This window comes from Bradyrhizobium sp. P5_C12, assembly GCF_054049735.1.
The window spans coordinates 58,591-82,327 of sequence record NZ_JBFULU010000030.1; the positions used below are offsets into that span (position 1 = coordinate 58,591).

General features: G+C 64.6%; 29 protein-coding genes. 17 read left to right on the forward strand and 12 right to left on the reverse strand.

Features of this window, described 5'->3' with window-relative positions; translation table 11 throughout:
- Positions 1-82: 82 nt before the first annotated feature.
- Positions 83-1,729 carry a L,D-transpeptidase family protein gene (locus ACXJMY_RS24610; protein ID WP_456621935.1) on the reverse strand — a complete coding sequence of 549 codons (1,647 nt, stop codon included), beginning with the start codon at positions 1,727-1,729 and terminating at the stop codon, positions 83-85.
- 209 nt (positions 1,730-1,938) lie between these two features.
- On the opposite strand from ACXJMY_RS24610, the gene ACXJMY_RS24615 reads away from it, so the two are divergent.
- The 3 genes from ACXJMY_RS24615 (at position 1,939) to ACXJMY_RS24625 (ending at position 3,664) form a co-directional block, all read left to right on the forward strand.
- A complete protein-coding gene (locus tag ACXJMY_RS24615; RefSeq protein ID WP_456621936.1) occupies positions 1,939-2,487 on the forward strand; it encodes a CreA family protein in 549 nt (182 codons plus the stop codon).
- Between the two features lie 615 nt (positions 2,488-3,102).
- Positions 3,103-3,267: a hypothetical protein gene (locus tag ACXJMY_RS24620; protein WP_456621937.1), complete on the forward strand. Its 165-nt coding sequence runs from the start codon at positions 3,103-3,105 to the stop codon at positions 3,265-3,267.
- A gap of 34 nt (positions 3,268-3,301) precedes the next feature.
- Entirely contained in the window at positions 3,302-3,664 is a 363-nt protein-coding gene (locus ACXJMY_RS24625; protein WP_456621938.1) for a hypothetical protein, read from the forward strand.
- A 12-nt stretch (positions 3,665-3,676) separates the two neighbouring features.
- On the opposite strand, the gene ACXJMY_RS24630 is transcribed toward ACXJMY_RS24625, so the two are convergent.
- Together ACXJMY_RS24630 and pdxR are read right to left on the reverse strand one after the other, a co-directional pair.
- A complete protein-coding gene (locus tag ACXJMY_RS24630; protein WP_456621939.1) occupies positions 3,677-3,922 on the reverse strand; it encodes a DUF6719 family protein in 246 nt (81 codons plus the stop codon).
- Between the two features lie 70 nt (positions 3,923-3,992).
- Positions 3,993-5,483, reverse strand: a complete 1,491-nt coding sequence (gene pdxR, locus ACXJMY_RS24635) for a MocR-like pyridoxine biosynthesis transcription factor PdxR (RefSeq protein ID WP_456621940.1) — start codon at positions 5,481-5,483, stop codon at positions 3,993-3,995.
- Positions 5,484-5,558: 75 nt separating this feature from the next.
- On the opposite strand from pdxR, the gene ACXJMY_RS24640 reads away from it, so the two are divergent.
- From ACXJMY_RS24640 to kynU, 5 genes are all read left to right on the forward strand, one after another.
- Positions 5,559-6,284: a pyridoxamine 5'-phosphate oxidase family protein gene (locus ACXJMY_RS24640; protein WP_456621941.1), complete on the forward strand. Its 726-nt coding sequence runs from the start codon at positions 5,559-5,561 to the stop codon at positions 6,282-6,284.
- Positions 6,285-6,337: 53 nt separating this feature from the next.
- Positions 6,338-7,615, forward strand: a complete 1,278-nt coding sequence (locus tag ACXJMY_RS24645) for an ArgE/DapE family deacylase (protein ID WP_456621942.1) — start codon at positions 6,338-6,340, stop codon at positions 7,613-7,615.
- A 256-nt stretch (positions 7,616-7,871) separates the two neighbouring features.
- Positions 7,872-8,681 (forward strand): alpha/beta hydrolase, encoded by an 810-nt coding sequence (locus ACXJMY_RS24650; RefSeq protein ID WP_456621943.1) that lies wholly within the window; start codon positions 7,872-7,874, stop codon positions 8,679-8,681.
- A gap of 37 nt (positions 8,682-8,718) precedes the next feature.
- On the forward strand, positions 8,719-9,558 hold the full coding sequence (gene kynA / locus ACXJMY_RS24655; RefSeq protein WP_456621944.1) for a tryptophan 2,3-dioxygenase: 840 nt from the start codon (positions 8,719-8,721) through the stop codon (positions 9,556-9,558).
- A 14-nt stretch (positions 9,559-9,572) separates the two neighbouring features.
- Complete coding sequence (kynU, locus tag ACXJMY_RS24660) at positions 9,573-10,787, forward strand: kynureninase (protein ID WP_456621945.1); 1,215 nt, start codon at positions 9,573-9,575, stop codon at positions 10,785-10,787.
- A 57-nt stretch (positions 10,788-10,844) separates the two neighbouring features.
- Here kynU and ACXJMY_RS24665 read toward each other — a convergent pair whose 3' ends face one another.
- Entirely contained in the window at positions 10,845-11,633 is a 789-nt protein-coding gene (locus ACXJMY_RS24665; RefSeq protein WP_456621946.1) for a cobalamin-binding protein, read from the reverse strand.
- A 118-nt stretch (positions 11,634-11,751) separates the two neighbouring features.
- Between ACXJMY_RS24665 and ACXJMY_RS24670 the strand changes: the two genes are divergently transcribed.
- On the forward strand, positions 11,752-12,153 hold the full coding sequence (locus ACXJMY_RS24670) for a PaaI family thioesterase (RefSeq protein ID WP_456621947.1): 402 nt from the start codon (positions 11,752-11,754) through the stop codon (positions 12,151-12,153).
- Between the two features lie 168 nt (positions 12,154-12,321).
- Entirely contained in the window at positions 12,322-12,933 is a 612-nt protein-coding gene (locus ACXJMY_RS24675) for an N-acetyltransferase family protein (protein WP_456621948.1), read from the forward strand.
- Between the two features lie 96 nt (positions 12,934-13,029).
- On the opposite strand, the gene ACXJMY_RS24680 is transcribed toward ACXJMY_RS24675, so the two are convergent.
- From ACXJMY_RS24680 to ACXJMY_RS24695, 4 genes are all read right to left on the reverse strand, one after another.
- A complete protein-coding gene (locus tag ACXJMY_RS24680; RefSeq protein WP_015686575.1) occupies positions 13,030-13,335 on the reverse strand; it encodes a hypothetical protein in 306 nt (101 codons plus the stop codon).
- An 85-nt stretch (positions 13,336-13,420) separates the two neighbouring features.
- Complete coding sequence (locus tag ACXJMY_RS24685; RefSeq protein ID WP_456621949.1) at positions 13,421-13,720, reverse strand: putative quinol monooxygenase; 300 nt, start codon at positions 13,718-13,720, stop codon at positions 13,421-13,423.
- Positions 13,721-13,744: 24 nt separating this feature from the next.
- Entirely contained in the window at positions 13,745-14,431 is a 687-nt protein-coding gene (locus ACXJMY_RS24690) for a DUF2161 domain-containing phosphodiesterase (protein ID WP_456621950.1), read from the reverse strand.
- Between the two features lie 173 nt (positions 14,432-14,604).
- Positions 14,605-15,285, reverse strand: a complete 681-nt coding sequence (locus ACXJMY_RS24695) for an SDR family oxidoreductase (protein ID WP_456621951.1) — start codon at positions 15,283-15,285, stop codon at positions 14,605-14,607.
- A gap of 87 nt (positions 15,286-15,372) precedes the next feature.
- On the opposite strand from ACXJMY_RS24695, the gene ACXJMY_RS24700 reads away from it, so the two are divergent.
- Positions 15,373-16,197, forward strand: coding sequence for an SGNH/GDSL hydrolase family protein (locus ACXJMY_RS24700; RefSeq protein WP_456621952.1), 825 nt, complete (start codon positions 15,373-15,375; stop codon positions 16,195-16,197).
- Here ACXJMY_RS24700 and ACXJMY_RS24705 read toward each other — a convergent pair.
- Positions 16,142-16,885, reverse strand: coding sequence for a tyrosine-protein phosphatase (locus ACXJMY_RS24705; protein ID WP_456621953.1), 744 nt, complete (start codon positions 16,883-16,885; stop codon positions 16,142-16,144). The genes ACXJMY_RS24700 and ACXJMY_RS24705 overlap by 56 nt on opposite strands.
- 72 nt (positions 16,886-16,957) lie before the next feature.
- On the opposite strand from ACXJMY_RS24705, the gene ACXJMY_RS24710 reads away from it, so the two are divergent.
- Entirely contained in the window at positions 16,958-17,269 is a 312-nt protein-coding gene (locus ACXJMY_RS24710) for an MliC family protein (protein ID WP_456621954.1), read from the forward strand.
- A gap of 127 nt (positions 17,270-17,396) precedes the next feature.
- Here the strand turns inward: ACXJMY_RS24710 and ACXJMY_RS24715 are convergent, their stop codons facing one another.
- Complete coding sequence (locus ACXJMY_RS24715; protein ID WP_456621955.1) at positions 17,397-17,600, reverse strand: DUF2735 domain-containing protein; 204 nt, start codon at positions 17,598-17,600, stop codon at positions 17,397-17,399.
- Positions 17,601-18,136: 536 nt separating this feature from the next.
- Here ACXJMY_RS24715 and ACXJMY_RS24720 point away from each other — a divergent pair.
- The 4 genes from ACXJMY_RS24720 (at position 18,137) to ACXJMY_RS24735 (ending at position 21,628) form a co-directional block, all read left to right on the forward strand.
- Positions 18,137-19,171, forward strand: coding sequence for a glutamine synthetase beta-grasp domain-containing protein (locus ACXJMY_RS24720; protein WP_038943077.1), 1,035 nt, complete (start codon positions 18,137-18,139; stop codon positions 19,169-19,171).
- A 198-nt stretch (positions 19,172-19,369) separates the two neighbouring features.
- Complete coding sequence (locus ACXJMY_RS24725) at positions 19,370-20,071, forward strand: GrlR family regulatory protein (protein WP_456621956.1); 702 nt, start codon at positions 19,370-19,372, stop codon at positions 20,069-20,071.
- A gap of 19 nt (positions 20,072-20,090) precedes the next feature.
- A complete protein-coding gene (locus tag ACXJMY_RS24730; protein WP_456621957.1) occupies positions 20,091-20,774 on the forward strand; it encodes a substrate-binding domain-containing protein in 684 nt (227 codons plus the stop codon).
- 32 nt (positions 20,775-20,806) lie between these two features.
- Positions 20,807-21,628: a tetratricopeptide repeat protein gene (locus tag ACXJMY_RS24735; RefSeq protein WP_456621958.1), complete on the forward strand. Its 822-nt coding sequence runs from the start codon at positions 20,807-20,809 to the stop codon at positions 21,626-21,628.
- 87 nt (positions 21,629-21,715) lie between these two features.
- On the opposite strand, the gene ACXJMY_RS24740 is transcribed toward ACXJMY_RS24735, so the two are convergent.
- The gene (locus ACXJMY_RS24740; protein WP_456621959.1) at positions 21,716-22,174 is read right to left on the reverse strand and encodes a hypothetical protein; all 459 of its coding nucleotides are present in this window, start codon (positions 22,172-22,174) and stop codon (positions 21,716-21,718) included.
- 284 nt (positions 22,175-22,458) lie between these two features.
- Between ACXJMY_RS24740 and ACXJMY_RS24745 the strand changes: the two genes are divergently transcribed.
- A complete protein-coding gene (locus ACXJMY_RS24745) occupies positions 22,459-23,163 on the forward strand; it encodes a GrlR family regulatory protein (RefSeq protein ID WP_456621960.1) in 705 nt (234 codons plus the stop codon).
- Between the two features lie 106 nt (positions 23,164-23,269).
- Here the strand turns inward: ACXJMY_RS24745 and ACXJMY_RS24750 are convergent, their stop codons facing one another.
- Complete coding sequence (locus ACXJMY_RS24750) at positions 23,270-23,641, reverse strand: nuclear transport factor 2 family protein (protein WP_135175006.1); 372 nt, start codon at positions 23,639-23,641, stop codon at positions 23,270-23,272.
- Positions 23,642-23,737 lie beyond the last annotated feature (96 nt).

Below are 23,737 nucleotides of genomic sequence, written 5' to 3' on the forward strand. Positions count from 1 at the left end.
CCCCGACGTGATCCGGGACCCACTCTACTCCGCCGCTGCGATCGGCCTGCTCAACACCGCGTTATCGGACGCGGCGAATCATTCAGTACAGGCGCACGATGAAGTCGGTGCCTTCGCCGGTCTCGCCCTGGTTGATGCCCTGATCGGAGACGATGATCGAGCCGCCGCTGGTCAGCATCTCGTTGATCTTTGCCATGGTGTCGGCGGGGATGGAGACGCGGTCGAGCGCCTCGGCCGGGCTATTCGGGGTGACGGCCACCGGCTTTGCGGCGACGGGGATCACGGCGGCGCCGTGCTGGCGGCGCGTCATGCGGCCGTCTTCCTCGCGCGCGGCGGAACGTGCCGACACGGGCATCGATACCACCGACCAATGCAGCGCATTGGTGTCGGTCTTGTCGACCTCGGCGGTGAAGACATGGGTGCCGAGCGGGCGATCGCTGGCGGCGATCGTCACCGGCACCTCGAACAGCGGCGCAAAGTTCTGCCGCACATAAAGTTTGGAGTCCTTGCGGCTGATGAAGACCGCGATCTGGCCGGCCCGCTTCGGCACGTCCGGCTTCGCGGCGGGCGCGGGATCGGCGACGCGGGTCTGGTCCTTCTTGGCGTCCGGCGAGGCGGATTGCGCAGGCGTCGTTGCCGTCACCGTTGCGTCAGGCTTCTTGCCGGTCTCGGCCGGGGCCGGCTCAGACTTGGCGGTCTCAGGCTTGGCTGCCTCGACCTTGTCCGCGGACTTGTCGTCGGCGGTCGTCGCCTTGGGCGCTTCAGCAACCTCGGAGGGCTTCGCTTTAACAGTCGCGGCGTCGGCCGGCTTGGCGGCCTCTTCGGATTGAGGCTTCGCCGCCTCGGCGGTTTCGGTCTTGTTTTCGGTGCTGGCCGCCTCGTCGCGAGCCGGTGCGCTGCCGGTCGTCGCATCCGACATCACGGCGTGGCCGACCGTCGAACGCAGATCGAGCACGGCGTCCGCGCTGGCCGTCTTCGTCTCGACCGGCTTCGCCTCGGTGATTTTGGCGTCAGTCGCGCCCTTGTCCGCCTTGTCGCCAACAGTCGTCGTCGGTTGGAGGCTGGCGGCAGGCTGCGGCGGCATCCGCGTAGAGGCGAGCAGGGGATGCGAGAAGTTTTGCGGCGTCATCTGGCCGGGCGAGACGATGACGCGCGCGCCCATCCTGGTCCAGTTCCACATCTTCACCGCGAACGCCATCGGCATGCGGATGCAGCCGTGCGAGGCCGGATAGCCCGGCAGCACGCCGGCATGCATCGCGACGCCGGACCAGGTGATCCGCTGCATGTACGGCATCGGCGCGCCGCTATAGATGTTGGAGTGGTGGAATTTGTGCTTCTGGATGACGCTAAACACGCCCATCGGCGTCGAATGGCCCTTCATGCCGGTCGACACCGGAGATTCCGCAAACACGCCGTTGGTGTCGTAGACCGTGACCTTCTGCCGGTCGATCGAGACGACGATGACGAGCGGCCCTTGCGGCTTTATACCGGCTTCCTTTTCGGCGACGACGTCCTTCTTGCCGGTCGCGCTGCGCTTCTGCGGCTTTTGTCGCGGCTCTTCGGGATACCGCTCATGGCGGCCGTAGGACCCGTCGGAATAATCCGTCCAATAATAAAACGCTGCGTCCGCCTGGTTCGCCGTACAGATCACACCTGCCGCCGTCAAAATGGCGACCTGCCACAGCCGTGCCGGCTTGGCAGAAGAACCGGACCCGTTCACGCTATTCATTCCTCGAATCCACAATCCAAATCAGACATTAGTCTCGCAGAGGGGATACGCGTTCACCAGCAAAGTGGTTCTGCCGTCAGCTACATTTGTTCAGTACGTAGCAAAAAAGCCTCACGGAGCGGTAAACGGCGGCCGCGATCGGTTGCCCGTCGCCTTCCTCAGCCGCGTTCGGATGCCTACATTACGGGAACGCGTCACCGGAGAACTTCATGTCATCCCGTTTCCCCGGTCTTTCCGGCATCCGTTTGAAAGACCTAGCTTTATTCGCCTTGCTCTTGGTCGTGCCGGCAACTGCCGCCTCCGCTGCCGACGAGCCGGATCTGATCTTCCGCCGCTCCACCGTGTTCAAATGGGTCAGCCCGAATGACAAGCTCGCGACCTATGGTCTCGACGACCCCGAGGTCGAGGGCGTGGCCTGTCATTTCACCGTGCCGGAGAAGGGCGGCTTCAAGGGCTGGCTGGGCCTTGCCGAGGAGGTCTCGGACGTCTCGCTCGCCTGCCGCCAGATCGGGCCCATCAAGTTCAAGGACAAGATGGAGCAGGGCGACGACATGTTCCGCAAGCGCCGCTCGCTGTTCTTCAAGAAGATGCAGATCGTGCGCGGCTGCGACGCCAAGCGCAACGTGCTGGTCTACATGGTCTATTCGGACAGGCTGATCGAGGGCTCGCCGAAGAACTCGACCTCGACGGTGCCGATCATGCCGTGGGGACCGGCTGACGCAAACGTGCAGAAATGCGGCGAGTTCTTCACTCAGTGATGACCGCGCGGCTGACGCGCGGTTTGGCGAGATGCGAGCCGGTCAGCCGCACGAACGCCTGCGGCGCGGCCTCGTAGCCGCGGCCCGATTGCTGCGCCATTTCGCCAGGTGAGGTGGCGCGGCTGCGAATGGGTCGTTGATGTCCGCGGTCCGTCCCTTGGTCCGCGTCGCGCGCCGTTGCGCGATCTCCCGCCACCATGATGGCCATCCCTCACATGAACGCGCCCGGTAGTGATCCGGGCTTCTCGGTTTCGATGGCTTGGGTCGCGGCCGACGCGCCCTCGGTTCGACAGGACCAGCCTCGTTTGGCTCTCTTCAGCAGAAAAACGTAAAATGCATGTGAAGTGTGGAAGGCACGAATGTGACCGCGTGCTCTCTACACTGCGTCTTCGACCCCAAACGAAGCTTGCCAGACCGGTTTGAGCAGCGGCGCGACCCATCTGAAATGATTGGGGTTTTCCGCCGAATGTGTCGTCGCGCCGGACGGGACGAAACAATTCTCACGAAGACGAAACCATTTTCCGCTTTTGGCGCATCACGCGCGAAACCGCCCATGGTTATCAGCTTCACAACGACGACGGCGCCATCGCCGGCACGGAACCTGGAGACACGTCCATGCGCACGCTCAGCTTCATCCTCGCTTTCGGCTTCGTGCTCGCCGGTTCCTCATTCGCAGGCGCGCCCGACGGCAATCTGCCGGGTATCGGCACCTTCCAGTACAACGGCTCGCCGGTCACCACGGCGGCGCCGCAGTCGATCGTGGTCGCCGCGCGCTTCTGATCGCCAACAAGAAAATCAGCCGTTAAAGGCCATCATGAATCTTCGCATTTGCGCCGCAGCGCTCATTTCCCTTCTGACCATCGGTTCCGTCCAGGCGCAGGTGCGCTCTCCCTCCAGATTACCCGATCCCCGCACCGAGTTCGTGCGGCAGTGCGCGCCGCGCATGCTCGGGCGCTGGGAGCATCCGGAGGAGGTCTGCGGCTGTCTGCATGATCATGCCGCCGCCGTCGTCGAGGACCGCGACCTGCGCGAAGCGCTGCTGCGCGGTATCAGCGAGACCGGCGTGCCGACGATCGAGACCGACTGGGTGCCGGCGGCCAAGCAGAACGAGATCGGCCCGACCTTCACCAAGATCGCCAAGCCGACCTTGCAGTGCATGTTCGATCCGGCGAAATAACCTCTAATCCCCTTACTTCGACTTCGGCCCGTACCGCGGCACGCAGGCGCTGGTTCGCGCCACGCCCTTGTCGGTCATCTTCGCGCCACGCACTTCCTTGACCTGCCCGGCGGGGCAAGTTCCGTCATCCACCAACACACGCTGGCCGAGCTTGAGATCGGCGATGTCCTGTTCGCGCCCGACGGTGGCTGCGTGAGCCGCCGTGGCGAGCACGGTGGAGATCAGGAGCGAGAGGCAAGTCGCACGGCGCAGCAGCATGGTGTGAGGTCCCGGCATCGATGCCGCAATGTAGGGAGCGGTACGCGATTCTGACAGCAAAGAAGCTCGGTCACGCCCGCCGGATCGATTTGCCCTTCGGGCGCAAGGCGGCGCGCGATTCCCGCGCAAGCCGTTCGGCGGAAGCCACGAGCTGCGGAACCGCGTGCCCGGAAAATCCCAGGACGAATCCGGGCAGGGGACGCGCCCGCGCGTAGGTGTCGGCCAGCAGCCAGCCTTCCGCGCCGGCCGCCTGCTTTGCTTCTGCCGCAACCGCAGGGGCAACCGAAGGATCGAACCGCGCGACCAGATGCAGCCCCTGCGACGGCACCGGCACCGACAGCGCGCCATCGGAAGCCGCTTCCAGCGTCGTGGCCAGCGCGTCGCGCGCCTCGCGATAGAGTTTCCGCACGCGCTTGAGGTTCGCAGCGAACGCGCCGGAATTGAGCATGTCGGCAACGGCGCCTTCCATCAGCGTGCCGGGAAAGCGGTCGAGTGCGGCACGCGCGGCGGTCACGTCCGCGATCAGGCGCTCGGGCAGGGCGCAATAGCCGATGCGCAAGCCCGGAAACAGCGTCTTGGCAAACGTGCCCATGTAGATCACGCGCTGGAGGCGATCGATGCCGGCGAGCGACATCAGCGGCGCGCCGTCATAGCGGAACTCGCTGTCGTAATCGTCCTCGAACACGAAGGCGCCGGCCGCCTTGGCCCAGTCCAGCAGCTCGAGCCGCCGCGGCATCGACATCTGCACGCCCAGCGGAAACTGGTGCGACGGCGTTACATAGGCCGCGCGCGCAGATGGCGCGGCCGCGCGACCCTTGGCGATGTGCAGGCCGTTTGCGTCGACGGGAATCGGGATGGTGCGATAGCCGCATTGTGCGATGGTCCTGCGCGCGATCGGATAGCCGGGATCCTCACACCAGACCTGGTCGTTCGCCTTCAGGATCGTGCCGAGCACGATGCGCAGGGTGTGCAGCGTGCCGGAGGTGAGCATGATCTGGTCGGGGTCGCAGCGCAGCCCCCGCGCCGACAGCAGGTGATCGGCGATCGCGACGCGCAGCTCGCGGCTGCCGCGCGGGTCGCCGTAGTGCAGATGCTCGGCGCCGAAGGCGCGCATGCGGCGGCCGACGAAGGCGCGGAAGCGCTGCACCGCGCGCTCGTCGATATGGGTGCAGCCGAGCGAGAGCACGCCCTGCCGCGGCGCTTCGACCACGGCTTTCGGCTTTTTTGACAGAGCGGATCGGGCCGGGATGCGCGCGGCGACGAAGGTGCCGGAGCCGACGGTCGCCTGCGCAAAGCCGTCGGCGATCAGGCGCTCATAGGCGGAGACGACGGCGTTGCGGCGAAATCCCGTCTGCTTGGCCAGTGTCCGCGACGGCGGCAGCGGCTCGCCGGGCTTCACCAGGCCGCCGACGATCATCTCGCACAGCGCCTGGTAAAGCCGGTGCGCCGCCGAGGCCCCGGCCGTGATGTGGGGCCCGGTGAGGTCGAGCGGCAGCTCGGGCTTTGCCGGCGAAGGGAATTTGGCCGGCGCGGGCGCAAAATTGGTCGGAATCTTTTGCATGGAATTGGCACTATCGCAGACCAAATCCGCCGCTACAACTGGTCTGGAATTCTTCCAATCCCGACAGGAGCGGCCGTGAGCCAAGCTGAGACCCTCAATTCCTATCCGACGTCCGCGCGCAACCAGGTGAAGCGCCGTCACGACCGCGGCTTCTACGATCACGACACGGTTCATCGCATCCTGGACGCCTCGATGCTCTGCCACGTCTCCTATGTCATCGACGGCCAGCCCTATTGCACGCCGACCTTCTTCTGGCGCGAGGGGACCAGGCTTTACTGGCACGGCTCGAGCGCCAGCCGCATGCTGCGCAACCAGACCAAGGGCGAGCGGGTGTGCCTGACGGTCGCCCATCTCGACAGTCTGGTGCTGGCGCGCTGCGGCTTCAATCACTCCGCCGATTACCGCGCCGTGATGGCGTTCGGCACGGCCTATCTCGTCACCGAACCCGAGGAGAAGGAGCGCGCGGTGGTCGCCATGGTCGACCGCTTTTTCCCGGATCGCACCGCAAGCCTGCGCCAGAGCAATACGCAGGAGATCAAGGCGACCTCCTTCATTGCGATGGAGATCGAGGAAGCCTCGGCAAAGGTCCGCGCCAAGGGGGTTGCGGATGACGATGAAGACTATGCGTTGCCGATCTATGCCGAACGCATTCCCGTGCGCACCGTGCTCGGCGCGCCGGAGCCGTGTCCGCGCCTGCTCGACGGCGTGAGCCGGCCTGCGACGCTGGATGGCTATTCGGAAGGCCGGCTGCTCGAAGATGCATTGCGGGATGCTTATTTTGTGGAGTACCCGAACGGCTGAAATCGGCTAGCTTGCGCGCTCCGTGGGACCATTCGAATGCCTGGAGTTGCCTGATGAATGCCGACATGCAGCAGAGGATTCTTGACGCCGTCGACGCCGGCTTTGAAGCCCAGCTTGCAACCACACGCGATTTCGTCGCGATCCCCTCGACCCGTGGCGCGGAGGGGCCGTGCCAGGACATGATCGGCGACCTCCTGCGCGAACGCGGCTATGAGGTCGACGACTGGCACATCGATGTCGACGATCTCAAGGATCTGCGCGGCTTCGGCCCGATCGAGCATGATTTCTCCAAGGCGCGCTCGGTGGTCGGGACCTACCGTCCGCAAACCAATAGCGGCAAATCGTTGATCCTCCAGGGCCATTGCGACGTGGTGCCGGCGGGGCCGCTGGAATTGTGGGACACGCCGCCATTCTCGCCCGTCATCAAGGACGGCAAGATGTTCGGCCGCGGCGCCTGCGACATGAAGTCGGGCACCATCGGCGCGCTGTATGCGCTGGATGCGATCAAGGCCGCGGGCCTCAAGCCGACGGGGCGGATTCACTTCCAGTCCGTCATCGAGGAGGAGAGCACCGGCGTCGGCGCGCTCTCGACGCTTCAGCGCGGCTATCGCGCGGACGCCTGCTTCATTCCGGAGCCGACCGGCGGCAAGATGGTGCGCTCCCAGGTCGGCGTGATCTGGTTTCGCCTGCGCGTGAAGGGCCACCCCACCCATGTCGCCTTTGCCGGCTCAGGCGCCAATGCGATCATGGCGGCCTATCATCTGATCCAGGCGATCCAGAAGCTCGAGATCGAATGGAACGAGCGGGCGAAGGCCGATCGCCATTTCAAGGCGCTCAACCATCCCATCAACTTCAACCCCGGCATCATCAAGGGCGGCGACTGGGCCTCCAGCGTGCCGGCCTGGTGCGACGTCGACTGCCGTATTGCGATCCTGCCGGGCTGGTCGGTGGCCGATCACCAGAAGGAGATTCTGGCCTGCGTCACTGCTGCCGCGCGCAATCACCGCTTCCTCGCCAACAATCCGCCGGAGATCGAATGGTCGGGCTTCCTGTCGGACGGCTATGAACTGACCGACTCGGCAGCGCCGGAAGCCGCGTTCGGCAAGGCCTTCAACACCGTCTACGGCGGCGCGGTCGAGGACCTCGTCTTCACCGCGCTCACCGACACCCGCTTCTACGGCCTGAACTACGGCATCCCGAGCCTCTGCTTCGGCGCCAGCGGCGGCGAGATGCACGGCTTCAACGAATATGTCGAGCTGGAGTCGCTGAAGAAGACGACCAAGGCGATGGCGCTGTTCATCGCGGAATGGTGCGGGGTGGAGAGGGCGTAGGTATCTCTCCGACGTCATTGCGAACAAGACGTTCGGACATTCCGGGGCGCCCAAAGGGCGAACCCGGAATCTCGAGATTCTCAGGTGCGCAATTGCGCACCATGGTTCGATGCTTTGCATCGCCCCGGAATGACGAGTGGGGAGGCTAGCGGTGCCTCATCCAGATACTTTAAGCTTAAAATAAAGACTAGGCCGGGCGCCCGGCCGGTGGCAGACTGGTGCCCGCGCAAGGCTTGAGTCCGTCGAGGGAGTAACGATGCGCGATTGGGATGATGCTTACGCCAATTCGGCCCATATCCCGGGCTCGGACAAGCTGCCGGCGCTGTGGGCGGAGCGGGCGGCGGCTTATCGTGCCGGGCTGAAGGATTTCCGTCCGGACATCGCTTATGGCCCGGGTGAGCGCCAGCGCCTCGATCTCATCCTGCCCGATGGCGACAGCAACGGCCTCGTCGTCTTCGTCCACGGCGGCTACTGGATGCGCTTCGACAAATCGGCCTGGACCGATCTCGCCGAAGGCGCGCGTCATCATGGCTGGACCGTGGCCCTGCCGAGCTACACGCTGACGCCGGCTGCGCGTATCTCCGACATCACCGCTGAAATCACCGCCGCGATTGCGAAAGCGGCCTCGCTGGTCGCAGGGCCGATCCGGCTCGCCGGGCATTCTGCCGGCGGCCATCTCGTCACGCGCATGCTGTGCGACGACAGCCGGCTCGAGCCCGCCGTCTACAACCGCATCGCCGGGACGCTCTCGATCAGCGGCCTGCACGATCTGCGGCCGCTGCTGAAGACCGGGATGAATGAGACGCTGCGCATGACCATGGAGGAGGCGACGCTCGAAAGCGCGGCGCTGCACCAGCCGCGCGGGCATTCGCCGGTCACCGCCTGGGTCGGCGGCGTCGAGCGGCCCGAGTTCATCCGCCAGTCCGACCTCCTGGCCAATGTCTGGACCGGATTCGACGTGCCGACGCACCTCGTCATCGATCCCGGGCTCAACCATTTCACCGTGATCGACGGGCTGAAGGATCCGTCCGCGCCGATCACCGCGCGTCTGATCGGCCTCGACTGACGAGGCCAAAGGGGATGATCGATCGAGAGGGCCTGTCATGACGTCCAGCGATTACGATCCTGCAAGCGAAGGCGCCGAGACCGATTTCGCCCGGCGCATGTCCTACGGCAACTACCTGGCGCTGGACGCGATCCTCGGCGCGCAACATCCGCTCTCGGAAGCGCATGACGAGATGCTGTTCATCATCCAGCATCAGACCACCGAGCTCTGGATGCGGCTCGCCATCCACGAGCTCAGCGCCGCGCGCCGCTCCATCGCCAAGGACGAGGTGGCGCCGGCAATGAAGATGCTGGCGCGGGTGTCGCGCATCTTCGAGCAGCTCAACGGCGCCTGGGACGTGCTGCGCACGATGACGCCGAGCGAATATACGCGCTTCCGTTCGCAGCTCGGCCAATCCTCCGGCTTCCAGTCGCGCCAGTACCGGCTGATCGAATATCTGCTCGGCAACCGAAATCACGCCATGCTGAAGCCGCACGCGCACGATGCCGAGGTGACCAATCTGCTGGAGGCCGAGCTCGCAACCCCAAGCCTCTATGACGAGGTGTTGCGGCTCGCCGACCGCAACGGGCTCAAGATGCCTGCGGCTGTGCTGGCGCGCGATGTTCGCGAGACCCACAGCTTCAACGAGGGCGTGCTGCAGGCCTGGCGTATCGTCTACGAGGCGCCGGAGACGCACTGGATGCTCTACGAGGTCGCCGAGAAGCTGGTCGATTTCGAGGATTATTTCCGGCGCTGGCGCTTCAACCATGTGACGACGGTCGAACGCGTCATCGGCTTCAAGCGCGGTACCGGCGGCACCGGCGGTGTCAGCTACCTCAAGCGCATGCTGGAGATCGAGCTGTTCCCCGAGCTCTGGCGCGTTCGCACCATCCTTTAGAGATGCCCAAGAAGATGTCCATTTCCGACACGAAGCTGCGCGTCTACGACGACACCAAAGCGCTGTTCCATCTGCCTGGCGGCGTGATCTATCTCGACGGCAACTCGCTCGGCGCGCTGCCGCTGGGTGTCGCCGAGCGCGTCGGCCGCGTCATCACGGCCGAATGGGGCAACGAGCTGATCCGGGCCTGGAACACGGCCGGCTGGTATGCCCAGCCGCGCCGCGTCGGCGACCGCATCGCGTGGTTGATTGGCGCGGAGGCAGGCGCCGTGATGACCGGCGACACGCTATCACTCAAAGTCTATCAGGCGCTCGCGGCCGCGCTCGACATGAACAGCGAGCGGAAGGTGATCCTCTCGGACACCGGCAATTTCCCGACCGACCTCTACATGGCCGAAGGCCTGATCGCGACGCTCGGGCGCGGTCATCAATTGCGCCTGGCGGCGCCGGAGCAGGTCGAGGCCGCGTTGTCGGAGGAGGTCGCGGTGCTCTACCTCACCGAGGTCGACTACCGCACCGGCCGCCGCCACGACATGGCGAAGCTGACGGCGAAGGCGCACGCGCTTGGCATCGTCACGGTCTGGGACCTCGCGCATTCGGCCGGCGCGCTGCCGGTCGATCTCGCCGGCTGCGGCGCCGATTTTGCTGCGGGCTGCACCTACAAATATCTCAACGCCGGCCCCGGCGCGCCGGCCTTTCTCTACGTCGCACCGCGCCACGCCGACAGTGCGCGCGCTGCGCTGTCCGGCTGGATGGGCCACGCAAAACCGTTTGCGTTCGAGCTTGGCTATGCGGCCGCCGGCGGCGTCGAGCGGATGCGCGTCGGCACACCGCCGGTGCTGGCAATGGCGGCGCTGGAAGCCTCCCTCGACATCTGGGACCGCGTCGATATCGCGGAGTTGCGCGCGCGCTCGCTGGCGCTCGGCGATCTCCTCATCAGAGAAGTCGAGCGCCGCTGCCCATCTCTGAGGCTGGTGACCCCACGCGCGCATGATCGCCGCGGCTCACAGGTCTCCTTCGCCTTCGACGGCGGCTACGCTGCCATGCAGGCACTGATCGCTCGCGGCGTCATCGGCGACTTCCGGGCGCCGGATATCATGCGGTTCGGGATTACGCCGCTGTATATCGGTGAGAGCGAGATCGTGCGGGCAGCCGAGATCATCGAAGAGGTGATTGCGGGCGAGGTGTGGCGCCGGCCGGAATATCAGATCGTCAATGCGGTGACGTGAAAATCCATCACCGTCACGCTGAGGCGGCCGGTCGACGGGGCTGCCACGCGTGCTAGCTTACGAGCGCTGACCCCACAACGCCGTCACGATCGCGTCGAGCCCGTCCGTCAGGGCCGCTGGCCCGGGCTGTAGAATGATCGTCGACTTGATCTCGACGATGCGGTCGTCGCGCACAGCCGGAATTTCGCTCCAGCCGTCACGCTGCCTGATGCGGGAAGGGACCACCTTCTTGCCGCACCAGGAGGCGAGGATCACGTCGGGTGCGCTCTCGCGCACCGCGTCCGCCGACACGATGCGGTCCTTCGCGGCCTGCCGATGTCTCAGCTCCGGAAACACATCCTCCCCGCCGGCGATCCCGATCAGCTCGGACACCCAGCCGATTCCGGAGATCAGGGGATCGTCCCATTCCTCGAAATAGACCTTGGGACGCGGCGAGGGGCGGGGCATTGCGGCGATCGCGGCGAGGCGCCGTTCGAAACCTTGTGCGAGTTCCCCGGCGCGCCCGGCTGCGCCGACCAGCGCGCCCAGCGTGCGGATCATCGCCAAAATGCCGGCGATGTCGCGCTGGTTGAAGACGTGGACATCGACGCCCGCGCGGACGAGGTCGGCGACGATGCCGGCCTGGAGATCAGAGAAGGCCAGCACCAGGTCCGGTTCCAGCGCGAGGATCTTCGGGATGTCCGCGGAGACGAAGGCCGACACCCGCGGCTTCTCGCGCCGCACCTGTGGCGGACGGACGGCATAGCCGGAGACGCCGACGATGCGGTCCTGCTCGCCGAGGAGGTAGAGCGTCTCGACGGTCTCCTCGGTCAGGCAGACGATGCGGCGGGGTGGGAAGTGGCGCATGGCACGAGCCTATGCACAATGTCGGCGCCGATGTCAGCATGGCGATTACCTCGGACGTCATTGCTTTGGCGCGCGGAGCCATTCACGCTGAGTGTTCAAGACGCTGGGAGGACTTTTGATGACGCCGCTCGAGAAACTTAAAGCGATGAAGATGCCGTTCGCCGAGCTCAAGGGCGTCGAATTCGTCGAGGCGGAGAAGGATCGCGTGGTGGCGCGGATGACGGTCAGGCCCGAGCTCTGCACGCTTCACCACACCATTCACGGCGGCGCGGTGATGGCGCTGGCCGATTCCGTCGGCGCGGCGGCGACCGTGATCAACCTGCCGGAGGATGCCAAGGGCACGACCACGCTGGAGAGCAAGACCAATTTCATCGGCGGGGCCAAGGAGGGAACCACGGTCATCGCCACGGCAACGCCGGTCCATCGGGGTCGGCGGACCCAGGTCTGGACGACCCGGCTGGAGACCGAGGATGGCAAGCTGGTCGCCGTGGTGACCCAGACGCAGCTCGTGCTCGTATGATTACGGGGCTTTGATTTTGTTAACGAATTAGTCGCTTCCGATGCCCGAAACTTGAGCAGGTTCCCGTCTTGAAAAATTTGCTGCGACGCACAATATTGGAGGTCTAGGGATTCGAACGCCTCCTCGAGGGACACCAAGAGGAGTTTTGACTTGTCACGCGAAGTAGACTTGGAACTTGAAGATACCACCCGCACGACGTCCGTTCCGGGCTATGTGCGGACCTTGAGTCAGCAGGAAGAATTGCCGCTGCTGCGCGATCACCTGTTGAGGCTCGATGCCGAAAGCCGGCACGACCGTTTCAACGGCTTTCTCGACGACAGTTTCATCGAGCGTTACGCCGCCCGCTGTGCCGAGGACGGCACCGTGATCGTCGCCTATATCGTCGACGGCGTGGTCCGCGGCGCGGCCGAGCTGCATCCGCCGGAGGATGGTTCGCTGCCCGAGGTCGCCTTCAGCGTGGAAGCTTCGGCGCGCCGCCAGAACGTCGGTACCATCCTGTTCAGCCGGCTGATTGCGGAGGCGCGCTGGAAGGGTTTCAAGCGCCTGCGCATCACCACGGGCTCGGAGAATCACGCCATGCGCGCGCTTGCCAGGAAGTTCGGCGCGCATCTGCAATTCCGCCATGGCGAATCGACCGGCACGATCGATCTGGCCAAGACCCCCGAAGCCGAGCTCGCCGAACTCGCAGCCGCGCCGTTCAGGGCCGGTCGCGCCTTGCTCAGCTTCAACTCGACCTGCTGGAAGCTGATTTCGAGCATGTACGGCAACCGCGCCGCCTGACGCGGTTTTCCGACAAGACCCTGCTCACGCAGTGGAATCGAAAAGCGGACCGGCCAGGCCGGTCCGCTTTTGCATTGAAGCCACAGAAATGAGCGTTCAGGTGCCGGTGCGCTTGTCGTTGCCGAAGCGGCGTACGACGCGGCGTTCGACCACGACCGAGCGCTGTGCGCCCTGTTCGCCGGCGATCACGCGGGTCGCGGTGATACGGCTGTTGGTCCGGGCCTGCTTCTTCACCTCGGCCTGCACGACATCGAGCGGCATCCCCATCAAGGCGGCGGCGATCTCGGCCTGCTGCTCCTGATCGTCGGTGATGCCGACGGCGGCGAAAATCGCCTCGTCCAGGGTCGGCGGATCGTGGCGGACGCGCCGCGTGCCGTACTTGGTGTTCCAGTCTGCGCTCATAGGTGCCTCGTTTCGATGCCGGGATACCTAGTGCTGTCCATGTTGCATTGCAATATGAATTTGGTGTGGCATCTCAGCTATGCACTCACAGCTTTTCGAGCTTGCTGGCGTCGTAGAGGTCGAGCGTCGCCGGGCCCGTGGCCAGTGAGCGCAAGGTCCGCACCAATTCGCGGGACGCTGGTACCGCGAAGTGGGCCGACAGCGCCGCCCGGTCGGCCCATTGTTCGACGAATACCAGCCTGAGCGGGTTCTCGCAGTCGACATGCACCGCATGGGAGATGCAGCCAGGCTCCTGCCGCGAACGACGGACGTGTTCAAGGCTCAGGCGGCGCACCTCTTCGAACGTTTCCGGCCGGGCTGTCACACCGGCAGTCACCACGATCATGCGCGTCCTCCCATGTGCCCGTCGCTAGGGCTGTGCTGCCTCGCGTGCGGTGTCTCCGACCGGCACCTGCGGCCAGCGCTTCAGCGCCGCGTGGCCGGCCTCCGTGAGTCGATAGATTCCGCGTTCGGCGCGTTCGAACCAGCCATAGACATTGTGCAGCAGAATCTTGCCGGCATCGGGGCAGCGCTCGCGCAGCTCGCGCACGGGACGCGGGCCGGCGGCAAGCGCGGAGGCGCACGCCAGCGCCTGCTGGCGATAGGCCGTCATGATCGGCGCGCGCGTGCTGCCGCCGAGCACGGGATCGCCCTGGCGACGCTGATGCTCGGCAACCAGCCGCGAGCGCGTCTTCGGCTCGCGGCGCGGCGCCGCCGTCGGCGGCTTCACCAGCACCTCGACCTGGCCGCGGTCGGTCACGCCAAGCATACCGAAGCCGAGGCGGCGACAGAGGTTGCGATAGCGGGCATCGCTCTCGCGCCCCTTGCCGCGCACCGACATCTTTGCGGCGATCCAGATCTCGTCGCCGGCCGGCGCGCGGTCGACCGCCTGGAGGATCAGCTCGAGATTGAAGGCAAGTTTGAGTTCGCCGATCACCACCACCGGCGGATCGCCGGCGCTCAAGCCCACGAGATCGCAGCCGCCGATCTCGCCCTTGACGGTGAAGCCGAGCTCTTCGAGGAAGCGTTTGACGGGCAGATAGAGCGCGGTTTCCACAGGCTTTCCGGTCGGAGAATCAGTTGCAAGCAGTCTAGCCCGGATCGGAGTTAGGGCTCGGCGCCATTTGATCCGGAACGGACGGTGCGATTATCCTGCGGACGGGACAATTGGGCGCCGCCAAGCAGAGCATCCGTTTCAAGGGCAATCTGCGGCTATTGGTGGCGGATTGACTACACCCGTCCGCTCACGGGGATCAGCGCTCCGGTGACGCCGCTCGCGGCATCGCCGGCGAGGAAGAGGATGACCTCGGCGAGCTCCAACGGCGTCACCCATTTGGAGAAGTCCGCATTCGGCATGCTGGTGCGGTTGGCCTGTGTGTCGATGGTCGAGGGCAGCACCGCGTTCACGGCGACCTTGCCTTTCCATTCATTGGCGAGCGCCTCGGTGAGGCGATGTACGGCTGCTTTCGATGCGGCGTAGGGGCCCATGCCGGAGCCGGCCTGGAGCGCGCCCATGGCGCCGATATTGACGATCCGGCCGGCCTTGGAGGCGGCGAGATGCGGCAGCGCCTCGCGCGAGGTGTTGAGCGCGGTCAGCACGTTGAGCGCATGCATGCGCTGCCACGTCTTGATGTCGCCGTCGCCAACGGTCTCGAAGGCAAAGCCACCGGCGATGTTGACCAGGGCATCGAGCGTGCCGAAATGTCTTGCCGCAGCCTCGACCGCCGCCTTCGCCTGCGCCGCGTCGGACAGATCGACGCCGCCAATCTCGATGCGGTCGGGCGTGGCAGATGCTTGCGAGGGCGCATGATCGATGCCGGCAACGCGCGCGCCCCGCGACTGCGCGACCTCCGCGACCACCTTGCCAAGCGCGCCGAGCGCGCCGGTCACGACAATCACTTTCCCCTGCACGATACTCTCCGCCGTTTCAATTCGCGCCGACTATTGCGCCGGCAGAATTGGACTTGCAATGGCGGCATCTTCAAGGCTGAATGAGCGATGCAACGTCAGGTCGTGGAGGAGGGTCTTTTCATGCCCGATAATTTGCCGACCATCGAATTTCCCGCTGCCATCGTCGATTTGAAATATCCGCTGGAGAATTTCCGGACGGCGTTGGGAGGAAAGGGTCCCGTCCGCATCGTGGCGATGGGGTCGTCCTCGACGGCCGGGCTTGGCAATGTCGTTGCCTATCCGGCGCGACTCGAACTGTATTTGAGGAAGCACTTCAAGGATGACGATCCTCATCTGAACATCCGGATCGATGTGTTCAACCGGGGCAAGGGTGGCGAGGATGCGCCGCAGGAAGTGGCTCGGTTCAACGACGACATTTTTGCTGACAATCCTTCGCTGGTGCTCTGGCAGGTTGGAACCAACGCCGTGTTTCGCAAAGAGCAGTTCAACTTCGATGAGGTGGTCAGGAAGATCGCCGAGGGATTGAAACTCCTGCGCGACCACCCGACCACGGATGTCGTGCTGATCGATCCGCAATACGTGACGGCCATGCTGTATGACGGCAATGCCGAACTCTCGGAAAAGATGGTTTCGGCGATCCGCACCGCCGCGCAAGGCGCCAAGGTCAATTTGTTCCAGCGCTGGGCGCTGATGCGGCACTGGCACGTCTACAATAACGCCTCGTTCGAGCAGCTGCTCGCCGCGGATGACGATCTGAAGCTGCACCAGAGCGACTGGAGCACCATGCACGTCGCCCGTGCTCTGCGTTCGGCAATCCTCAAGGCCACCGGAGCCACGCAAAAATGCGGTTGTTTGATTACGACTGGAGATAACGCGCCTTCAGCGCCTCCCGCTCCGGTGGGCCAATCTTGAGCCCGTCCCGCAAATAGGCTTCGAGATCGCCATACTCGGCATGTACCGCCTCGAAGCCGGCGTTGAGGTAGGAGGCCTCGACGCTCCCGATCGCGTTGCGCACGTCGTCAGGCAGTTCCGTCGCAGCCGTCGCATCGCGCCGATAGAACTGGTTGGTCAGCAGATAGTCCTCGGCAATGACGTCATAGGGCACGCCGAGCGCATGCAGGATCAGCGCGCTGGCAAAGCCGGTGCGGTCCTTGCCGGCCGTGCAGTGGACCACCAGCGGCGCGCGGTCTTCGAGGAGGTGGCCGAACAGCGCGCGAAAGCTGTGCGTGTTATGGCGGACATAGTTGCGATAGGATTCGCGCATGATCTCGAGCGCAACCGGCGCGGTCAGTGTGCCGCGGGCGAGCTCGGCGCGCAGCGCGGCCACGACTGTCGGCTCGATCGGCAGCGAATGCACCGCTATCTCGTTCACGACGCAGACGCCCGCCGCGCGCTCCTCCAGCCCACGAAAATCGAACGCGCTTCTGACGCCGAGCGCACGGACGATCTCGATATCGGCCGCCGTGAGCTGGCCGAGATGGTTGGAACGGAAGATGAGCCGCCAGCGCGTGGTGCGGCCATCGATGGTCGGATAGCCGCCGAGGTCGCGGAAATTGCTGGCGCCTTGCAGGGCGAGGTGGCGGGCAGGGGAATCTGACATGAGATGAGCTTGGGTTATGTTTCCATTGGACGCACGACGGGGCGTCCTTGAGGTCTAGCACAGGGGGCGATCATGGACCGGCACAAGGCCATTCTTTTGGCAATCACCATGCTGGCGGGCGGAATTCTCGGCGCCCGGCAGGCCGATGCGCAGACGTTCCGGACCTATCGCTGCGCCGATGGTACGCAATTCATCGTGGGGTTTTATGACTACGACAAGCGCGCCTTCCTCCAGATCGACGGCGAGCCGGTCACGCTCGCCAAGCGGCTGACGGTCTCGGGCACACGCTATTCGGGGGCGGGGACCACGCTGACGATCGGCAAGACCGGGGCCACCACGGTCAAGCATCTGAAGCGGCCGGTGACGGCCTGTGCGGTGATCTGAGTTCGGCCGTCAAGGCCGAGAATCGAAACAAGAATCAAAAAGGGCCGAAACTTCGTTGTTTCGACCCTTTTTCAAACTGACGCCGGGCGTTCGAGAGAGCGCGGCGGTACTGAACCGAACGCAGGCATCAGCGATCCCATTTCGGCTTGGCTTCATCGACTGCTTCCTGATGGTACCAGCTTCCGCTGCAGATCGTCTCGTTCACGGGAAGCGAGACGTGGCCGGCGGGAAGGCCGGTCTCACCGTAGCGGCGCCCCCCGAGAGCCGCGCGGCCCCCGACAGGGAATTGGTAGATCTGTGCAGGTCCGTGACTCAGTCCATTGTTCATCATTGCGGTATCTCCCGAGATCGAAGCGGTTGGCCTCCATGGTGCGCCCGACTCGTTGGCTTGTGGTTACTGGAATCCCCATATCGGCCGCGCATTTCGAAATGCAAAGTGCTGAAAAGGAAATCAGTGCTGGCCTATTTTGTAGGCAGACAGCATTCTGCTTCCTCCAAGGCAGCCCATGGCTGACTAACGCTTGGGCCATTGCGAAGGTTGCGAGCGACGGCCGCAGACTTCGCGAATGTTGCCGGACGTTGATGCGCGTTTAGTCGGCAACCTCGGGCAGGGGTGCACTTGCATCGGAATCGGGCGTTTTCTGCGGGATTTTTGCAGTGCAGCTTCACGGAAAGGTGCGCCGCTATGACGCATGCGGCTGTGGACTGACGGGCTGCGCCCGCAGGTGGCGGGGGCCGGTGGATAACGCCCCGCGCTGCGGCTTTTTGGCACGTTAAATGCTTGTAAAGGGCCGGCCGATGGTGGCCGGGTACAAACGTGCGGGGACTAGCCGTCCCCACCTTTCGCATCATCTACAGAGAGGCTCAATGACCAAGTATAAGCTCGAGTACATCTGGCTCGACGGATATACGCCGACTCCGAACTTGCGCGGCAAAACACAGATTAAGGAATTCGCGTCGTTCCCGACGCTCGAGCAGCTTCCGCTCTGGGGCTTCGATGGCTCCTCCACGCAGCAGGCCGAAGGCCACAGCTCCGATTGCGTGCTGAAGCCGGTCGCCGTGTTCCCGGACGCCGCGCGCACCAACGGCGTGCTCGTGATGTGCGAAGTCATGATGCCCGACGGCAAGACCCCGCACGCCTCGAACAAGCGCGCCACGATCCTCGACGACGCCGGCGCCTGGTTCGGCTTCGAGCAGGAATACTTCTTCTACAAGGACGGCCGTCCGCTCGGCTTCCCGGCCTCGGGTTATCCGGCGCCGCAGGGCCCGTACTACACCGGCGTCGGCTTCTCCAACGTCGGCGACGTCGCCCGCAAGATCGTCGAAGAGCATCTCGACCTCTGCCTCGCGGCCGGCATCAACCATGAAGGCATCAACGCGGAAGTCGCGAAGGGCCAGTGGGAATTCCAGATCTTCGGCAAGGGCTCCAAGAAGGCCGCTGACGAAATGTGGATGGCCCGCTACCTGATGCTGCGCCTCACCGAGAAGTACGGCATCGACATTGAGTTCCACTGCAAGCCGCTCGGCGACACCGACTGGAACGGCTCCGGCATGCACGCGAACTTCTCGACCGAGTACATGCGTACGGTCGGCGGCAAGGAGTACTTCGAGGCGCTGATGGCGGCCTTCGACAAGAACCTGATGGACCACATCGCCGTCTACGGCCCGGACAACGACAAGCGTCTGACCGGCAAGCACGAGACCGCGCCCTGGAACAAGTTCAGCTACGGCGTGGCCGACCGCGGTGCTTCGATCCGCGTGCCGCACTCCTTCGTCAACAACGGCTACAAGGGCTATCTGGAAGACCGCCGTCCGAACTCGCAGGGCGACCCATACCAGATCGCTTCCCAGATCCTGAAGACGATCGCGTCCGTGCCGGCCGACAAGAAGGCCGCCGCCTAAGATCCTCCCGGCCCGGGCTTTGGGGGGCTGGCCCGGGTTGGCTCTCGATCCGCCGGAGCAGAACAGCTCCGGCGGATTTTTTGCATTTTGATGACGGCCGTTTCTGTGATCCGCCGGCCGCGATCGCGCGAAACTTGTCCATCGCGGCCGAAAGCGGGATAGACTGCGCCCGGATGCGCGCAGGGCCGGGGACGGCTGGTGTTTGAAGGCTTCTACAAGGTGCGATTTCAGCTCGGCGACGCCGTTGGCCGGAGCGTGATGCATGCCGGCAACGGCAAGATGCTCGGCGGCAATTCGGCCTTCGCCCATATCGGCACCTACGAGAAGACCGACGACGGCGTCGACATCGTGATCAAGACGGTCCGCCACAATCCCGATCCGAGCTATCGCGCCATGGCCGGCACCGATGATGCGACGCTGCTCGCCAAGGGGTGGGCTGACGGCGATCTCTACCGCTTCAAGGGCGAGCTGAAGGAACTGCCCGGCGTCCCCTTCCAGTCGGTGATGACGCCGATCACGGAGGACGAGGTGCCGATCGCCGGCGGTGTCGGAGAGGCCGGCATCGCCGATGGCCTCTATTCGATCCATCTGCGCATGCTGGACGGCCTCGACGGCGGCCTCACCGGCGTGATGCTGCTGAACCGGGGGCACATTCTCGGGGGCGATGCGTCGTTCTATTATCTCGGCAGCTACACCGCCGCGAACGGACGCTGGAAGGGACAGATTCTCAATCAGGAGCACACGCCGGCCAAGGACGATCCGGTGTTCGGCGGCCACGAGGTCGGCATCGGCTTCTCCGGCACCTATGACGAGGCCGAGGCCGTGCTGGAGGCAACCGCGCTTGCCGGCAAGCGCAGCCTGCGCCTGACCGCCGCCCTCAAGCTGATGCACCGCGCCTGATCGCTATCCGGGATCGCACATGGAAAACATTCGCATGCTCTCGACGCTCGGCCTGATGGGCGCGATGCGCAGCCTGTCCGCCGCCTTCGAGACCGCCAGCGGCATTCAAGTCGATGCCGACTTCGCGCCGACCCTGGCGCTGCTGAAACGGCTGCGCGACGGCGAGGCCGCCGATCTCGTGATCCTCACGCGCGAGGGGCTCGACGAAGTCATCGGCGAAGGCCGCGTGATCGCCGAGGGCGCGGCGGATCTGGCGCGCTCCTATGTCGGCATTGCCGTGCGGGCAGGGCAGGCCCATCCCGACATCGCCACCGAAGCCGCGCTGCGCCAGACGCTGCTCGCCGCGCGGTCGGTCGCCTATTCGGGTCTGGGCGCGAGCGGAATCTATTTTGCCCAGTTGATTGTCCGGATGGGCATCGCGGCCGAGATCAATGCCAAAGCCACCATCGTGCAGCAGGGATTTACGGCCGAGCGTCTCGTGAGCGGCGAGGCCGATCTCGCCGTGCAGCAGATCAGCGAACTCAAGCAGGTCGACGGCATCGAGGTGATCGGCCCGATCCCGCATGATTTGCAGACACCGGCCGTGTTCTCCGCCGGCCGCATGGCGAGCGCGACGCACGCTGCGGCCGCGGACCGGTTGCTGCGCTATTTGGCATCTCCGGAGGTCGTCCCGGTCCTGCGGCAATCGGGACTCGAGCCTTGAATTCGCCGGGACCGCGACGCAATTTGAGGCCCATGCGAACCTGTCTCTTTGCCATCCTCTTGACGCTCGCTGCGCCCCTCGCGGCGCATGCGCAGTCGGCCGACCTCGTCCTGTGCGACCGGGTGGCGGCCGATCCCAGCGATCCCGACAAGCCGGCTGACGTGAAGGGCGTGGCGGAGCTCGCTTCCTCCGACGTCGCGACCGCCATCAAGTTCTGCAAGCAGGCCGCGCCTTCTTCGCGGCGTGCGATGTTCGAGCTCGGCCGCGCCTATGCCGCCAACCGGCAGACCGCGGACGCGATCGCCGCCTGGCGCAAGGCGGCCGACAAGGGATCGAGTGCGGCCATGGTCGAGCTCGGCGTGCTCTACGGCACCGGCGCCGGTGTCGCGAAGGACGAGGCGCAGGCGCGCAAATTGTTCGAGAAGGCGGCGCAGGCCGGCAATCCCCGCGGCGTCAGCAATCTCGCAGCCCTCGGCGGCGCCGGCGGTGCCGCGCCGGCCGATCCCGCGCAGGCCCGCGCGCTGCTCGGCAAGGCGGCCGAGACCAACGCGGAGGCGCAATACCAGCTCGGCCTGATGCTTTCCGAAGGCACCGGCGGCGCAAAGGACGACGTCGCGGCGCGCGCGTTGTTCGAGAAGGCGGCCGCGCAAAACCACCCCGGCGCGCTGGAGCGGATGGGCGCGTTCGCGCAGGAAGGCCGCGGCGGCGCGAAGGACAGGGATGCCGCGAAAGCCTATTACGAGCGCGCTGCGGCGCTCGGCGACGAGGATGCCAAGAAGGCGCTGGAGCGGCTGCGCTGTCCCTACGCGATCAAGGACAAGCAGGGCAAGCTCGTCACCACGCTGTGCTTCTAAAGCGCGATGAGATCGCGCTTTGGAATTATTGTTTGAGCGTGATCTTTTCGGAAAACCGCTACCTACTTTTCCGGATCATGCTGTAGCTCACTTGTAGTAGTAGGCGACGTTGTTGCGGGCGTCGCGATAGGTGGTTTCGAGAAAATCCGGATACTGCTCGGCCGCCCGCGCCACGGCGCGCACGACGCAGGCCCAGAAATCGCCATCCCAGCTGAAATGGGTGAAGGTCGCGTCCTCGAATTTGACGGCGGTGATGATGGCCTGCCTGATCGCGGCGTCATCGGCGCGCGGATGGGCGCGCTTCAGGTAGCCGAACATCGGCCCTTCATGGGCGTGGTCGCGATCTCTGCGGTATTGCGCGCTGATCTGCTCCGGCGTGAGGGTGCGATTGATGCGGACCTGCTCGGCGGTCGGGCGCCCTTCGATCGAATCCAATCGGTAGCGCCAGCGCCAGAGCTCGAACGCGGCATCGAGCAGCGGCTGCTTCGCCGCGCTGGCGATGAACGCCGCGATCTGCTGCTCGGCTGATGTCTCTGTCTGATCCATGCCGCTTGGTCGCGCGCCTGCGCCGGCGGGTTCGAAGGCATTCCGGGGCCGCGCCAAACAAAAAAGGCGCAAACAACCCCATGCACAGTAGCCAAGTGGTTGAAATTGCAAATATTATGATTTTACGAAATTCGTTTGACCCGTCGGGCAAAACAGGGGCATGATGGCATCATGGCAGCGGAGGATCCCGGCGGCGGCCCCTGCGCGCAAAAGCCGGATGGCCTCGGTGCGGCAGCAGTGCTAGGTAGCCTGCGATTCTTTTCCGATTTTACGGGTTTATTGCGTTGCTGGACGGACTCTACAAGGTTGAATACGGCATCAACGGCGCCTTCGGCCGCAGCATCATGTGCATGCACAGGGGCAAGCTGCTGGGCGGCAATTCCGCCTTCGCGCATCTCGGGACCTATCAGGAGCGCGATGGCGAGATCATCGGCGAGGTGATCACCGAGCGCCACAATGATGATCCTCACTACAAGCCGCTGATGGGCGCCGACGTCGCCGCGATCAAGGTGCGCGGCAGGACCGAGGGATCGACCATCCTGTTCGAGGGCAGCGCGGATACGATCCCTGACGGCGTGTTCTGGGCCAACCTCGCGCCGCTCGATGACGCGGCGCTGCCGCCGCGCGGCGCGGTCGGTCCGGGCGCGATCGCCAACGGGCTCTATGGGATCCGCCTGCGCGCGCTCGACGGCGTCGATGCCGGGCTCTCCGGCGTGATGCTGCTGATGGACGGCCGCATCCTCGGCGGCGATGCGTTCTTCTACTATCTCGGCTCCTACTCCTCGGCAGACGGCCGCTGGAAGGGCGAGATGCTCAACCAGGAACACACGCCGGCGAAAGGCGAAAATCCCGTCTTCGGCGGCTGCGAGGTCGGGATCGGATTCTCCGGGACCTGCACGGCCGACAGCGGCGAGTTTGACGGCATCGCGCTTGCGGGCAAGCGCAGCCTGCGCCTGGCGGCCTCGCTCAAGCTGATGCGGCGGGCCTAGGGCGTTTTCTCATAAATTCGTTGCGTCCGCTTTGCTGTTGGAAGGCGACGTTGAAGCCGATACGCCTGCATGTCGGCGTTGGGCCCAGACGCGGACCCATTACATTTCACCGCACATTGAGCAGTACCCATAGCTGTGAAATCTTGCCGTCATCGAAAATGGCCACGTCCGCACCCGTCACGGTTACCGGGCCGCCTTCAGGTCCTGCGTGCCATGAGAGATGTGCCAATCCGTGATGCCCGACTGCTGCACCCTCGGGTACAAAACGAAATGCTGGTCCAAATTGCTTGAGCAAATCTCCGGCAACGCGCGAGATTGCTTCCCGACCTTTTACAATATTTGTCGGTTCATACATGACCGGCTGTTCGACGAACAAATCATCGATGGCGGTCCGACGCTTATCGTCATCCCGTTCGTTGAATACCCGCTCTAGATTCGATCGAAGGATGTAGTCAAAATCGACTTCTTGCTTTGTCATCTGCATTCCATTCTTGATTTACCTGCCTTCAAGCGAACTTGAAGAACCTTAGATACCTGTTTTTGCGAGCAGGTACAAACAGCCCCGCGTTCGCCC

Bases quoted from the DNA above. Each gene is read 5' to 3' on its own strand.
- ACXJMY_RS24705 (WP_456621953.1), bottom strand. From the start codon at position 16,885: ATGTCAGATTCCCCTGCCCGCCACCTCGCCCTGCAAGGCGCCAGCAAT.
- ACXJMY_RS24685 (WP_456621949.1), bottom strand. From the start codon at position 13,720: ATGATCGTGGTGACTGCCGGTGTGACAGCCCGGCCGGAAACGTTCGAA.
- ACXJMY_RS24650 (WP_456621943.1), top strand. From the start codon at position 7,872: ATGCGCGATTGGGATGATGCTTACGCCAATTCGGCCCATATCCCGGGC.
- ACXJMY_RS24645 (WP_456621942.1), top strand. From the start codon at position 6,338: ATGAATGCCGACATGCAGCAGAGGATTCTTGACGCCGTCGACGCCGGC.
- ACXJMY_RS24680 (WP_015686575.1), bottom strand. From the start codon at position 13,335: ATGAGCGCAGACTGGAACACCAAGTACGGCACGCGGCGCGTCCGCCAC.
- ACXJMY_RS24740 (WP_456621959.1), bottom strand. From the start codon at position 22,174: ATGGATCAGACAGAGACATCAGCCGAGCAGCAGATCGCGGCGTTCATC.
- ACXJMY_RS24625 (WP_456621938.1), top strand. From the start codon at position 3,302: ATGAATCTTCGCATTTGCGCCGCAGCGCTCATTTCCCTTCTGACCATC.
- ACXJMY_RS24710 (WP_456621954.1), top strand. From the start codon at position 16,958: ATGGACCGGCACAAGGCCATTCTTTTGGCAATCACCATGCTGGCGGGC.
- ACXJMY_RS24730 (WP_456621957.1), top strand. From the start codon at position 20,091: ATGGAAAACATTCGCATGCTCTCGACGCTCGGCCTGATGGGCGCGATG.
- ACXJMY_RS24620 (WP_456621937.1), top strand. From the start codon at position 3,103: ATGCGCACGCTCAGCTTCATCCTCGCTTTCGGCTTCGTGCTCGCCGGT.
- ACXJMY_RS24750 (WP_135175006.1), bottom strand. From the start codon at position 23,641: ATGACAAAGCAAGAAGTCGATTTTGACTACATCCTTCGATCGAATCTA.
- ACXJMY_RS24630 (WP_456621939.1), bottom strand. From the start codon at position 3,922: ATGCTGCTGCGCCGTGCGACTTGCCTCTCGCTCCTGATCTCCACCGTG.
- ACXJMY_RS24715 (WP_456621955.1), bottom strand. From the start codon at position 17,600: ATGATGAACAATGGACTGAGTCACGGACCTGCACAGATCTACCAATTC.
- ACXJMY_RS24610 (WP_456621935.1), bottom strand. From the start codon at position 1,729: ATGAATAGCGTGAACGGGTCCGGTTCTTCTGCCAAGCCGGCACGGCTG.
- kynA (WP_456621944.1), top strand. From the start codon at position 8,719: ATGACGTCCAGCGATTACGATCCTGCAAGCGAAGGCGCCGAGACCGAT.
- ACXJMY_RS24665 (WP_456621946.1), bottom strand. From the start codon at position 11,633: ATGCGCCACTTCCCACCCCGCCGCATCGTCTGCCTGACCGAGGAGACC.
- ACXJMY_RS24700 (WP_456621952.1), top strand. From the start codon at position 15,373: ATGCAACGTCAGGTCGTGGAGGAGGGTCTTTTCATGCCCGATAATTTG.
- ACXJMY_RS24735 (WP_456621958.1), top strand. From the start codon at position 20,807: ATGCGAACCTGTCTCTTTGCCATCCTCTTGACGCTCGCTGCGCCCCTC.
- kynU (WP_456621945.1), top strand. From the start codon at position 9,573: ATGTCCATTTCCGACACGAAGCTGCGCGTCTACGACGACACCAAAGCG.
- ACXJMY_RS24615 (WP_456621936.1), top strand. From the start codon at position 1,939: ATGTCATCCCGTTTCCCCGGTCTTTCCGGCATCCGTTTGAAAGACCTA.
- pdxR (WP_456621940.1), bottom strand. From the start codon at position 5,483: ATGCAAAAGATTCCGACCAATTTTGCGCCCGCGCCGGCCAAATTCCCT.
- ACXJMY_RS24720 (WP_038943077.1), top strand. From the start codon at position 18,137: ATGACCAAGTATAAGCTCGAGTACATCTGGCTCGACGGATATACGCCG.
- ACXJMY_RS24670 (WP_456621947.1), top strand. From the start codon at position 11,752: ATGACGCCGCTCGAGAAACTTAAAGCGATGAAGATGCCGTTCGCCGAG.